Here is a 15,377-nt window from a genome sequence, read left to right as displayed (position 1 = left end):
AACAATTGCTGTATCACTATCTCCTAATGACATCGCATCATTTGAAGTTTGTAAAGTTCCACCAATATTTATTTGACTTGGTGCAGTTGTTGTAAGGCCAGCATTAAATGTTGAGCTGTCACCACTTCCATTACCAAAAGTTAATGTTCCTGAGTTAGAGAATGTAACTGCATTAGTAATTGTATTAGATGAACCATTAAAGATTACATTGTAATCTTGAGATGCGGTAGTTAAAGATGTTAATGTAACATTACCATTAAAAGTAACATCTCCTGAAGTATCTGTTAAGGCAACTGTTGCAATTGATATTGTACTAAATGTTACTCCAGCTGATTGTGTAATAGTTACAGTTCCAAGATCTGTTCCTAAAGTATCACTTAAGTTAAGAGCACCTGTTGAATTTAAAGTTAAATTAGATGTGGAGCCACCTGCAGTACCCGAAACAGCATTTAAAGTAATTGCATTACCTCTTCCAGTTCCAACAGTAAGAGTAACACCATTTGCTAACGTTGTATCACCTAGTGTAATTGCACCCGTTGAAGTCCCACCAACTGTTGCAGTATTTGCAAATGTAACTGAAGTTGCACCTAAATTAATTACCGCACTTCCTGCTGCAGTAATTCCATTTGTTACAACAGCTATAACTCCTGGTGCAGTTGCTGTTATTCCACCAGTAAATGTGAATGTATCTCCTGTAGCATCACCAAACGTAACTGTTCCAGTGTTTGAGAATGTTGTAGTACTAGTAACTGTCAGGTTTGCATTAAATGTAATGTCATAATTTGCAGAAGCACTTGTTAAAGTTGTTGTTGTAACGTTTGCATTAAATATTGCAGTGTCATCAATATCTAAATTTTTAATTCTTGTTCCGCCAATTATTGCTGAGAAAGTTTTTGTTCCACCTGTAATTCTAATTGTACCTTCGCCTGCTGCAGCTGGTGTTACAACGGCACTAATAGTTACATTGTTATCTCCACCAAAAATTATTATTGCATCAGCTTCATTGTCATCTAAATTTAATGCTGAGGAAGCAGTTACATTATAGTTAACTTGTAAAACTGAGTCTTCTACGTTAATTAAACTACCACCAATTACATTTATAGTGGCTACTTCAAGTCCATCGCTATGAGTAAATATTGCATGACCTCCATAGTATTGTTTTCCAACATTAAGTGTTGTTGCTTCAATTGTTGCACTTGAAAAAGTTACAGCAGATGGTGCTTCTTGGTTTACTGAATTGTAAACTGATACCGTAACTGTACCTGAGTCTGAATTATTAATTGCTGATGAAACTGTATGTGTGTCAGTTTGAATAAAGTTTAATACTGCATTATTATGTGCATTAATGTTAGTGGCTGCTACATCTTTATAAAAAGAGGCAGTTTTGCCTGCAGCAACATCAATGACCGCAACAGTCGAAATTGGTGTATTAAACCATGTATCTTGGTCAACATCGATTGTTTGAACATTTGTAATACCATTTGCACCACTAAATACCGTTGAATCATCACCACTTCCAGTATTTGTTATTTGAAGAGTACTGCTATTATTTTGGTGTTCTGCATGCACCCTAGCATTAATTGTTATGTCTGCAGCAGAACTAGCTGTAGCTACAATCATTGTAGATGAAGCCATCATCTTTATATATTTACTTGATGAGACAGTTACATTATTTTTAAATGTTGCAGTATTTCTTAAATGAATAAAGTTTTGAGTTGAAACTGTTCCAATAAATGTAGTTGCTGTTCCATATAATTGAATTGTACCAAAATCTGTTCCTATATTCCCATTAATTGTAGTTGTTGAGTTTGTTGAAATTGTTAAATTTGAATCTGAACTACTTGCAGTTCCTACTATGTCTTGTGTGCTTATTGTATTTGTTGTCCCTGTTCTACCAAGAGTTAAGGTTACACCATCTGCTAAAGTTGCATCACCACCTAAAGTAATGTTACCCGTTGAGGTATCACCAATTGTAGCATTTGCTGTAACTGAAATTCCTGTGCCACTATCTCCTAAAGTTATAGTTGCTGTATTAGAGGCTTTAACAGATCCTGCAACATTTACTGAACTAGGTGCTTCAGCTGTAACTCCTGCTGTAAATGTTATACTATCAGAACTTCCATTTCCTAAAGTTACAAATCCAGTATTTGAGAACGTAACTGCATTAGTAATTGTATTTGAAGCACCATTAAAGACTACATTGTATGCTTGGCCAGCTGTGTTTAAAGTTGTAATGGTTGCGTTACCATTAAAGGTTACACTTGCAGCATCTGCAGTGTCCGTTAGTGTTACAGTTGTAACTGCTAGTGCCCCTGAGAAACTTGATCCACCTGATTGAGTAATAACTACTCCTGCAGCATTAACAGCTGTGAAAGAAGCTGTACCCGTTGTGTTAATAGTTAAAACATCTAAATTCGCTGATCCACCAATAGTATTTGAAATTACAATATTTCCTGATCCTGGTGCTAAAGTTAAGTCACGAGCAGTACCATCACTATTAATTGTGCTTGAAAATGTAATAACATCATTTGAAGAAGTTAATGTTACATCAGCACTTAAAGTAACCGCACCTGTATATGTTTGAGTTCCTGATGTTGTAATGTCTGCCCCAACATTAGAAGTTCCACTAATTGATAGGACGGCTATATCAGTTATTGCACCATCAATGTCTGCGTTACCTGTAACAGTTACATTATTATTTCCACTTAAAGCTGATGCAAAGTTTACAGTTCCACTAGAACTATCAAAAGTTCTAGCACCACTAGTGACTATTCCACCTGCTGCTGTATAAGTTTGGTTTCCTGTAGTTTCAACGTTTGCGCTAAATGTTTGAGATGCAGAACCTGTTGTTGTAACCACATAAGAACTTAAGTCTGTACTTCCACCAACTGCACCAGAAATAATTAAGTTACCATTAGCTGTAATTGTTAGAGCTTGACCACCATTAACTGTTGCTGAAATTGTTTGAGCACCACCAGTACTAACTATAGTTGAGGTAGAACCTAAAGTAATTGCACCTGAATAAGTGTTATCATTTGCAGTAAATACAATAGCTCCACCTGATGAAACACCTGTACCGTTTACAGTTATTGGCTCAGCTACTGTAATCCCACCTGAAATACTTAAAGCAGCTCCTGAAGTAATTGAAGTAGCGCCTGAAGTAGATCCTAAACTACCAGCATGTGCAATTGTTATTACACCTGCCGAAATTGTTGTTACTCCACTATAAGTACTATCACCACTTAAAGCAAAAGTTCCACCACCTGATTTTGTATAACCATTATTAGTTTCACTACCTTGGTGGTCTATAATTCCTGCATAAGTAAGAGTAGTACTAGCATCTACATTAATAGTAGAGTTGGATGCATCTAATTGAATTCCTCTTTTAGTATTTATTGTAAAGCTTGCAGTAGTTTTTAAAGTACCACCATTTATTGTAATATTATTAGAATCTGTAGATCCTGGTACAGCTCCTAAAGCTCTATCTTGATTAACACTTAAAACTCCACCAGAAATATAACTTCTGCTTTGTGTATTTGTTCCTGTAAGAGTTAAAGTTCCAGTGTTATATTTATAAAGAGTTGCACTTCCTATTGCGACAGGATCGCTAATAGTAATATTACCCTGACCTCTAATTTTAAGTGTTTGACTTCCTGTAATTGCATTACCTGTTGAAACATCTAAAGTTAAAGTATCATCATCAGATTGAATAGCTGTGGTACTACCTAAGGTAATTAATCCTGATAAAGTGTTATTACCTGATGTACTTCTAATTGCACCAGTAGATGATTCGCCCTCTCCGTTTACTGTAATTGCTTCTCCAATATTAATTCCACCTGAAATTTTTAATTCAGCACCATTTGCAATTGTTGTTGCTCCATCTGTTGTTCCAAGACTTGTTGCATTGGTAGCTATTAAAACACCATCAGAAATTGTAGAAGCTCCTGTATAAGTATTAGCAGCTGATAAAGTTAAAGTACCAGATCCTGATTTAGTTAAAGTTCCTGAACCAGTTGCTATTGGGTCTGCAACTGTAATATTACCCGCTCCATCAAAGGTTACATTTTTGTTAGAAGCAGTTATTGAACTTCCTGATGAAATATTTAAAGTTAGTGTACCTGAGTCTGATGCTATTTCAGTATGAGCTGCAATTGTGATTTGTCCTGCAATAACGTTATCACCTGATATATTTCTTATTGCTCCTCTATTAGAAACACCTGTTCCTGAAATTGTAATTCCTTCAGCTGCAGTTGTGATACCACCTGAAATATTTAAAGCTGCATTATTTGCAACTGTTGTTGCTCCACTTGTTCCCCCTAAAGCATCCGCATGAGTTATAGCAAGTACACCAGCATTAACTGTTGTTGCACCTGTGTAAGTATTGTCTCCTGATAAAGTTAAAGTACCAGCTCCTGCTTTTGTAAGTATTGCAGCACTGTCACCATCACTAATTATTCCAGTAATTGTACTTGTTCCACTATTAGTAATTGCTAAAGTTCCTTGAACTTTAATTGCACCAACTGTTAAAATTGCTGTGCCAATTGTCGTATTTCCTAAAGCTTCAGATCCACCAACAGTGCCTGAAAATGTAGTATTACCAGCACCTGCTACGATATCTAAAGTTTTAGTTGAGCTAACACTGTTAACTGTACTTGCAAAAACAAGATCATCACCTGTTGTTGTAAATGTAATATTGCCACCAATTGTTGCAGCATCATTGTAAGTTTGATCTCCATCCGTTGTAATAGCTGTTGTGTTAAATACTACTGTTCCATCTGAGTTTGTTGTAATTCCTGTAAGAGCTGTTGATCCACCAATAATTCCAGCAAATGTCGTCGCATCCGTAGAGTTTAAAGTTAAAGTATAACCACCATTAACTGTTGCATTAACTGTAAGTGCAGCACTTCCAGTATTTAAAACTGAATTTGCGACAAGCACAATTGCTGTATTACTATCTCCTAATGACATCTCATCATTTGAAGTTTGAAGTGTTCCTCCAAGATTTATTTGACTTGGAGCAGTTGTTGTTAGTCCACCATTAAATGTTGAGCTATCGCCACTTGCATTACCAAATGTAATTGCACCTGTGTTTGAGAATGTAACTGCATTAGTAATAGTATTTGCTGTACCATTAAAGATAACGTTGTAATCCTGAGACGCAGTATTTAAAGTTGTAAGTGTAGTGTTACTTGCAAAAGTTACACTGCCTGTTGTATCAGTTAATGTAACCGTTGCTGAGTTAACTGAACCAGAAAAAGTAACTCCACCTGATTGTGTTATAGTTAAAGTACCTAAGGCAGCATTTCCACCAATTGCATTAGTAATTCCAATTGTTCCCGATCCAGCACTTAATGTTAAGTTACGAGTTGAACTATCACTGTCAACGGTACTTGAGAATGTGAAGTTATCACTAGAAGATGTTAAAGTAGCGTTAGTGCTTAAGGTTACTGCACCTGAATAAGTTTGTGTACCCGTTGTTGTAACGTTAGCACCTAGGTTAGAAGTTCCACTAACACTAAACACACCGATTGCATTTGATCCACCAATGATACCGTTAAGATCCAAATTACCTGTGATTGCTAAATTTTGTGCACCATTAATAGTTGTTGTCTGAATTGTTGAACCTTCTAAAGTTCTAGCAGCTGTTCCTAAAGTTATTGCAGCTGAATATGTTTGTGTACCCGATGTTGTAATATCAGCATCAAGAAGTGAAACACCACTAACTGTTAAAGAGTTTGCATCAGCAATTGCTGCATTTAAATCTAAAACTCCTGTAAGAGCTATCGCACCAACACCTTGACTTCCACCAACTATGCCATCAAAATTAATATGTACAGTGTTACCACCTGTTGTAACTGTTAAGTTTCTATTTGTGCTTCCATCACTATTAACTGTATTTGAGAAAGTAATTATATCTCCACTGGAAGTTAAAGTAGTATTTCTTCCAAGAACAACAGCTCCACTATAAGTTTGAGTTCCTGATGTAGTAACCGTATCAGTTTCAATAGTAGTTGTTCCACTAACTGCTAAGGCTTTGTTGCTTCCAGTTAAAACAACATCATCAGAACTACTATTACCAAAAACCGCATTACCCGTAACTGTTAGTGCATATGCTCCAGTTAAAGTTCCTCTAGTAGTAACAGTTGACCCTTCTAAAGTTCTATCTGCAGCACTTAATACTAAATTACCAACATAAAGTTGTGTACTTGTTGTTGTAACATCAGCTCCAATATTTGATGTTCCTGATACACTAACTGATGTAGCGGCTGTAATTGCTGCATTTAAATCTAACACTCCAGTAATTGCAATTGCGCCTACTGAATTTGATCCTCCAACTATGCCATCGAAATTGATTTCAGTTGAGCTGCTACCTGTAGTTAAAGTTAAATTTCTTTTTGTACTATTTGCACTGTTAACAGTATCGGAGAATGTAATTACATCACTAGTAGTTGTTAAAGTAACAGCTGCACTTAAAGTTACTGCACCTGTATAAGTTTGAGTTCCAGTTGAGGAAACATTTGCACCTAAGTTTGAAGTTCCACTAACACCTAAAACTGCAATCCCTGAAATAGCAGCATCAACATCTAAATTACCAGTGATCGTTAGATTGTCATCTCCAGTTGTAGTAGAAGCAAATGTAATTGTTCCACCTTCAAATGTTCTTGCTCCAGAAAGCGCAACTCCATCTGATGCTGTATAAGATTGGTTGCCAGATGTTTTAACATTTACATTAATCGTTGCATCACCACTTGAGTTTATAGTGTAAGAACTTAACTCTGTGCTTCCACCAACTATACCTGAGATAACTAAATCATCTGATGTTGTAATGGTTAATATTTGACCACCATTAGTTGCTCCTGAAATAGTTTGAGTTCCACTTGAACTTACGATTGTTGAAGTTGCCCCTAGTGAGATTGCACCAGAATAAGTATTTGCTCCTCCCGTAAATACTATTGCACCCCCAGAACTAATTCCTGTTCCTGAAATTGTAATTGGTTCAGCAACTGTAATACTTCCTGAAATACTTAAAGCAGCTCCACTTGAAACTGTTGTTGCTCCATTAGTTGCACCCAAAGCAGCATTACTTGAAATTGCAATTTTTCCTGCTGTGATTGCTGTTGCTCCTGTGAAAGTACTAGTTCCTGATAAAGTTAAAGTACCTGACCCAGATTTAGTTAAAGCTCCTGCTCCTGAAATAACACCAGTGAAAGATGTACTGCTATTATTTCCACCCACGTTTAAAATTTGTGATCCTGCAATATCAATTGAACCTGCACCAGCAATTGATCCAATAGTATCACTTGCATCAACATCATAAGTTCCACCACTATTTACTGTAAGAGCTGTACCAGCTAACAAACCTGATCCTGAAAGTTTTAAAGTACCAGCTGATATTAAAGTTGTTCCAGTATAAGTATTGCTTGCTGTTAAGTTTAAAGTACCCGATCCTGATTTAGTAAAATTATTAGATCCAGCAATTACACCTGCATAAGCTACTGTGCCTGAGCCAGTATTAATTGTTCCATTACCTGATAAAGTAATTCCTCTATTAGAATTTAATGTAAAACTGCCTGTTGTTTCTAAAGTACCACCATTTAAAATTAATCTATCTGCATCAGATGTATTTGGATTTCCAAGGTTATTGTCAGCACTAATTTTGATACTTCCTGCATTTATTTGAACAATACCTGTATAACCTGAGCTATTTCCTCCTAAAGTTAGAGTTCCACTACCAGTTTTAGTAAATTTTTGAGCTCCAGAAAGTACACCACTAAATGATGTGCTAGCATTACTTCCTCCAGCAGTTAGAGCCGCACCTGTTATATCAATTGTTCCACCTGTTCCAGCAATAGAGGCAACTGTATCTGTTGCATCAACATCATAAGTACCTCCCGTAACTGTTACCGCAGTACTGTTGCTTAATGTACCAGTAAGCTTAAGTGTACCCGCTTCAACAGTGGTTGTTCCTGTGTAAGTGTTTGCTGCAGATAGTGTAACTGTGCCTGCTTCAAGTTTTTTTAGTGCTAATCCATTAGAATCTCCGACAGGATCACTAATTATAATATTTCCCTCTCCACCTAATGTTAAAGTGTGAACTCCAACAATTGCATTTCCAGATGCTACATTTATAGTTAATGTTGTATCATCAACAGACTCAATTCTACTACTTGATGCCATTGTAATTGCACCCGTGTAAGTATTATTTCCACTTGCATTATTTAAAGCACCACTTTCTCCTGAAGTTGTTGTTGTAGAAACTCCAGTATATTCGTTTACTGTAGTAGTGGTACTGATTGCACCATTACCATTTAATATTAAAGGTTCAGCAGCAAAAGATATTCCACCAGAAAGTTTTAAAACTGCATTACTTGAAACTGTTGTTCCAGCTGACGTTGCACCTAAAGCATTTGCATGACTAATTAATAATCCACCACCTGTAACTGAAGTTGCACCTGAGTAAGTATTATTTCCACTCATGTTTGCAGTTCCTGCACCTGATTTAGTTAAGGTAACACTTCCAGCTAAAATTGCTGATGCTGTAACTGTGTGATCTGCTAATGCTGGATTAAATGTGTAACTCGTTCCAGTTAAAATTCCTCCACCCGCTCCAACTATAGATCCATGTGTAAGTATAACTGCTCCAACTGTATCGTCATACTCATCTAAATCTAATTTTGCTGCTGTTAAACTTCCTGAGGTATAACAAGCTGTTGTTAAACAAGAGGATACCGTAACACCGCCTGAAGGAAGCATATTGTTAGCACCTAATAGTAAAGTACCACCCTCAATTTTAGTTAAGCCTGAATAACTTTCCGCTTCGTCAAATTCTAAAATTCCACTTCCAAGTTTTACAAAACCAACTGTATGACCACCTGCATTTCCAAAATTATCACCTGATTGATAATTAATGTTATGGGTATAAGTGTCTATTTTCCAAGAATAAGAATTAAGAGGAATTACGTATCTATCATAAAGAGCATTTGTATCTGATTGAGTTGCACTCCAGTGTCTAATTGCACCTCCTTGGAAAGTAATTGTTCCAGAATTACCCCCGTCATTTGGATCTCCTAGTGCTGCAACTGAACCTGGTGCATAAATTCCACCTGTTAAAAGTACTCCACCTGTAAAGCTGTTGCTTGTATTTGAAACTACACCCAAACCATTTCCAGATTTAGTAACTACTGCTGCATTACCATTATTGGTAATAATTGAGCTGATAGTTGCTGTACCACCTGAACCTGGGTTTACATGATATGCAGTAGCTGAAATTGTTCCTGAACCTGAAACAGTTCCACCCGTAACAGTTAATGTTCCATATATAGGACTTCTTCCATTAATATTAAAAGTACCACCAGTTACAGTTACATTTTGTCCAGAAGCTATATTGTTATTTTGAGTTGTTAGTTGAAGTGTTCCTCCAGATACAACAGTGGTTCCAGTGTAAGTGCTAGCAGTTGCAGCTTCATCCATTACCAATGTTCCTGAGCCGGTAACTTCAAAACCATTTGTTCCACCAGAAACATCATTAAATACTTCAGAGCTAGAATAATTTACTGTGTTTCCACCTGGATCAATTCTCCAAGACTTTCCGTTTAATGGTTGAATATATTTTGCATAAAGATCTGCAGTGTTAGTACTGTAATGTCTAATTGCTCCACCATTAAATGTAATATCGCTTCCAATAGCACCTATTGCATATGGAGCAAGAGTTCCTGCTGTTAAAACAGTTCCTCCACTATATGTATTATTTTGTTGTAACTGAACTACACCACCACCAACTTTTGTAATTGAACCTGCTCCAATTGAAATTGGATCATTAATATTTATTGCTCCACTTCCACCTACAGTAATATTGTGATTACTTGCTGAAGTTATACTTCCACCAGAGTTTATTGTTAAGGTTCCATGGTCAGAATTAATTGTACTATTGCCAGTTAAAGTAATTACACCCTGATAAGTATTTGTGTTGCCTCCCCCATAGCCAGCAGTCCAAGAAGCACTTGTTTCATTGGTAAGTGTACTACCAACTAATGCTAAGGCTTCGTTACCAACTGTAATTCCTTCTCTAAGGTTTAATATAGCTCCACTTGCAACCGTTACTCCACCTGCAATTGTTCCAAGTGCCGTATTGTTAGCTGCTGTTAATGTCCCAGCTGAAACTGTTACTAAACCTGTGTAGTTACTAGCTGCACTTATTTCTAATTCTCCAGATCCATCTTTGGTAACTTTACCGCCAGATCCAGTGTTTATTGGATCATCTACTTTAATATCTCCAGTACCACCAAAAATTATATCAAGGCCAGTACCTGTAATATTTCCAGATGATGCTATTTCAAAAAGATTGTTATCTGTATCAGAGTTAATTCTTGTGTCTGCACCTATAGTTATTGTTCCTAAAAATTTATTATTTCCTTGAATGCTTCTAATTGCTCCACCATTACTAATACCTGTGCCATTAATTGTTACAGGTTCAGCTCTAAATTGTATGGTATTTCCAGAATTATTAAAAAATTCTAATGCTGCACCATCATCGACAACAGTTCCATTGCCTGTTGCTCCAAGACCATATGCATTTGCAACTCTAACTATTCCAGCATCAATATTAGTTGTTCCTGAATAAGTATTAATCCCACCTAATGTTAAGGTACCTGCTCCCGCTTTATTTAAGGTTCCTGAACTAGTAATAATTCCTGAAATTGTTAATGTGGTGTCTGAAGGTACCGTAAAGGTTGCAGCATTAGATAAAGTAATTCCTCTATTAGCATTTAAGGTTACATTTCCAGTAACTACTAAATCACCCCCACTAAATGTAAGCCTATCTGCATCAATAGTGTTAGGATTTCCAAGGTTATTATCGTTAGAAATCGATATATCACCGGCACTAATTGCTATAATACCAGTAAAACTACTGCTATTTCCAGATAAAGTTAATGTACCAGCACCCGCTTTGGTAAACTTTTCATCTCCTACAAAAGTTCCTGAAAAAGTTTGGTCATTACCATCACCAGCTGTTAAGGCAGCGTCTGCTAAATTAATTGTACCAGCACCTGCTATTGATAAAATTGTATCTGTTGCATCAACATCATAAGTTGCTCCACTACTCACAGTTAATGCAGTATTCGCTAAAGTTCCAGAAACTGTAAGTGTACCAGCAGACACTGTTGTGGTTCCAGTATAAGTGTTTGTACCTTCTAAAAGTAATGTTCCAGATCCAGCTTTAGTTAAGGTACCAGAGCCTGTTGCAATAGGATCATTTACAGTCGTATCTCCAGAGCCATCAAATGTTAAGTTATAAGTTCCAGTAATTGCATTGCCTGATGAAACATTTAAGGTTAATGTATTTGCATCAGACTGGATTTCACTATGTGCTCCTAAAGTGACTAATCCTGAAAAAGTATTGTCTCCTGAAGTTGATCTAATTGCGCCATTTGAAGATACGCCAGTTCCATTAATTGTAATTGCTTCTGCTACAGTAACTCCACCTGAAACATTTAAAGCAGCCCCAGATGCTATTGTTGTTGCAGCATCAGTTGTACCGAAAGAAGTATTATTGCTTATTGCGGCTACACCAGCAGATATAGTAGTTGCTCCTGTATAAGTATTAGCTGCTGATAATGTTAAGGTTCCAGATCCAGTTTTAGTTAGTGTTCCAGATCCTGTTACAATAGGATCTGCAACTGTAATGTTACCAGCACCATCAAAAGTGATGTTTTTATTAGAAGCTGTAATTGAACTACTCGATGCAACGTTTAAAGTTAAAGTATTTGCATCAGATTGTATTTGTGCATGAGCAGATATTGTAATTTGACCTGATAACGTGTTGTTTCCAGATGTTGATCTAATTACACCATTATTGCTAACACCAGATCCTGAAATTGTTATTGCTTCTGCAACATTAATTCCACCTGAGATATTTAAAGCAGCAGCATTCGCAACTGTTGTGGCACCATCTGTTGCTCCTAAGCCTGCAGCATTAGAGATGGCTAAAACACCATTATCAACTGAAGTCGTTCCTGTATAAGTATTAGTTCCTGATAAAGTTTGAGTACCATCACCTGTTTTTGTAAGATTTCCAGCTCCTGAAAATACACCTGAATAAGTTCCATCACCACCTGCTTCAATACTTAAATCACCACCCTCAAGAACTAAATTAGAAGCTCCTGTAAGAGCTCCACTGCCAGTGCTAATTATTACATTTAAGGGTGAGCCTGATGCTCCACTAATATTAGCATTTAATACAATATTCCTGTTTCCATCTAATGTTAAAGTTTTTTCAGCTCCCGATGCTTTTGAGATAGCGTTGCTTACTGTAATAACTCCAGCACTACTACCTGAGTCATCAGTTCCGGTTGAAATACTGACATTATTATTAACTAATGCTGATGAGATATCTGAAGCTAATATGTTAGATGTGGCACTTGCAGTAAAAGAATTTCCATAAGAAGTACCACTTTCACTAGTTCCAATTGTTATATTATACGGGTCTAATAGCCATAATCCAGCATCACCATTTGTTGAGCTTGCATCAACTTGGATATTATCGACATCTAATAAATAACCTGATGTTTCAATTCGACCACCATCACCAGAACTTGCTCCTCCTTTTGCTAAAAAGGTACCATAAGCTTTAGTTGAGGATTGTGAATTTTTAATATCTGACCAAGCAACAATCTCTCCTCCATTACTTGTTTCATTTGCAGAGGCATCAAGTATGGCTCCACTTTCAACTGTTGTCTTAATCGCTTGTCTAATACTTGTGTCTGAGTTTTGCCAGCTACCACCAACTAAAATTTTACCACCCCCCGTTTTACCAGAAGCATCTAATTTAGCAGTGCTTGAAACAGTGATTTCATCACCTTCTAAAAATATTTTACCACCAGAGCTTACAAGTCCTTTAGCTTCAATAGTTCCAGAATTGTTTACAACAGAACTTCTTATTTGCTCTAATGCTTTTGCAGATAAAATAACCTGTCCTGAACCAACTTTAATTGCATTATTGTTTTCAATAAATGAATCTAAAGTACCTTGATCAATGTCATAAGAGACTAAACTATTACCATTTAGAGTTAAGGTAACTTTATCACCCGAAAGTAACGCAACACTTCCTTGATCTGCACTAATAGTTCCATTATTTGAAACTTTATTAGAAATTAATGCAACAGCACCACCAGCAAATGCATTAATAGTACCGTTGTTTGTTATATTTCCTGCAACACCCTCTTTTTCAAATACATAATTATTGTTTAAAAAATCTGCATCTTGCATTTGAAGTGAACTTGCAATAATTGATCCAACATCCACTCGAGCGCTACCATTAAAGATAACTCCATTAGGATTTATTAAAATAACCTGTCCATTAGACTGTAATGTTCCATAAATATGACTTGGATCAGAACTGTTGACGTGGTTTAGTGCTGATGAACTTGCACTCGGTTGTACAAACTCAACACCTGCATTTCTTCCAATATTAAATGATGACCAATTAGTTATTAGTTGATTACTACTTTGATTTATTGTTAGTTGATTTGCATTTTGATTAAAGGTTGCATTACCACTTGATACAACAGGATCTGTTGGTAGAGCAGTACTGCTTACAGCATCTGCGTTAGCAGATAAACTACTAAATAAAATTATGACAGTTGTTAATAATAATTTTCTAATCATTAAAATTTCATACTAATATTGAATAAAAACCTTGAGTTATCTGCTTTACCATCTGAATCTTTTTTACTTACTTCACCTGGGTTTCCTCCAAGTGTTTTTGCGTAAGATGCTTTAAATGAAAAACGTTCATCTATATTGCTCTCAAATCCAATTCCATAACCTGAAATAGAATAATTATTTTGATTAACAGATAAATTTGTAGTGTCATGGTATTGGTCTATTTCACCATAATCATAAAATATTGATCCAGTCATATTTTGGAACAATCCATAATTCCCAAGTGAATGTTTCAAGTCTAGGTTGTATTTATAGCCCTCATCACCAGATCCCTCGCCTGATGGATATGCCCTTACCCCAGATGGACCGCCTAATATAAGCTTTTCAGAGCTATCTAAGTTTTTATTAGATTTTTGAATATTTCCATTAAAATTAAGAGTTATTTTATCAGTTAGTCTTTGAATTCTAGTGATTTGTAATGTTGACTTAGTGAACGAGCCGTTCGTTCTAGCTCCAGTATTATCACTACTTAGACTGCTTGATACTTTTGATAAATCTAGATCTCCAAAGACAATTCCTGGCTTAATTTGTGTATAACCACCACCATAAAAGTTATCAATGTTTTCTAAAGTAAAGTTTAGCTTAAGATTTTCAATTTCTTTGTCACTAGTGGCTGCTTTATTTACTTCATTATAAAGTTCTTTCTTTTCGTAGCCAGTGCTTATTGAAAACGTTCTAGGAACAGTTCTATAAATTGGATAATTGATATTAAAACCATAATTTTTGGCATCTCCTAAAGTTTTTGTAGATTCAAGTTCTTTTCCAATTCTAAAATCAAGCTCACTTAAAAATGTTTCTCCTCTTAATCCACTAGCACCTATTGGGAAATTATAATCAACCCTTTTTTGTTTGAAACTTTCATTTGACTTTGTGGCAGAAACTAAAAGTTGATCTCCAAAACCACTAAGATTATTTATACTGCCAAGAAGTGTTGCTCTATTTTCTCCTGTATATCTGCTACCATAATTATCTATTGATGAAGATGATGTAAAATACTCACCTTCAGTAACATCAATAACTACTCTTGATGTTCCAGCTTCATCACCCGGCTCTAGGCTAGCCATAACTGATAATCCTGGGTTATCTCTTAAATTTAAAATTGCTCTCTCTAATGTTTGTTGAGTAACTTCTTTTCCAAGAGCATGGTTTAAATAATCTTCAATATAAGCCTCTCTAAGTCTTAAATTATTTGCTTTTATTTTATAAGGTTTTTCACTATCAAGCTTTCCTTCATTGATTATTACCAATATCACTCCATCTTTAACCTCTTGTTTTGGAAGTATTGCTCTAGAAATTAAAAGACCTTTTTTGTAAAAGAAATTATTAATTATGTTAATAACAGATTGAATTTCATCAAAGCTTAATTCTTTGTTAGTGTATTCTTTGGTTAATATTTCCAACTCTTCTTTGGTTACTAAGTTAAATTGACCCTCAAAATTAAATTTATTAATAAAGATTTTTAGATCGTTGCTCTTTTTTGGTTTTTCTATTACTTTCTTTTGTAAAAGAGACTTAGGAATTTTTTGAGGAAGCTTATTTTTTTGGTTTAAATTCTCTTGTTGCTGAAGAATTTCACCAGATTTTGGTGCTGCAGCCATTGCAGAATGACCTAATATAAAGAAAGATATTAAAAAATATGTAATAATTTTTTTCAT

General features: G+C 35.7%; 2 protein-coding genes (1 of these 2 only partly in view). Both read right to left on the bottom strand.

Annotation, left to right across the window (positions count from 1 at the left end; all coding sequences use genetic code 11):
• A protein-coding gene (locus ABXT52_RS02170; RefSeq protein ID WP_415272252.1) for an autotransporter-associated beta strand repeat-containing protein crosses the window boundary here: on the bottom strand, nucleotides 1–13,665 show its start. 15,537 nt of this gene lie to the left of the window's left edge; the window shows 13,665 of its 29,202 coding nt (coding positions 1–13,665); the start codon lies at nucleotides 13,663–13,665; the stop codon falls past the left edge of the window.
• Nucleotides 13,665–15,377, bottom strand: a complete 1,713-nt coding sequence (locus ABXT52_RS02165; RefSeq protein ID WP_415272251.1) for a ShlB/FhaC/HecB family hemolysin secretion/activation protein — start codon at nucleotides 15,375–15,377, stop codon at nucleotides 13,665–13,667. Before ABXT52_RS02165 ends, ABXT52_RS02170 begins: the two co-directional genes overlap by 1 nt.

The organism is Candidatus Pelagibacter sp. Uisw_121, assembly GCF_047722545.1.
In the GTDB taxonomy this organism is placed as follows: domain Bacteria; phylum Pseudomonadota; class Alphaproteobacteria; order Pelagibacterales; family Pelagibacteraceae; genus Pelagibacter.
Note: the sequence above shows the minus strand (reverse complement) of the source record. Positions and strands in the feature narration are given on the sequence as shown.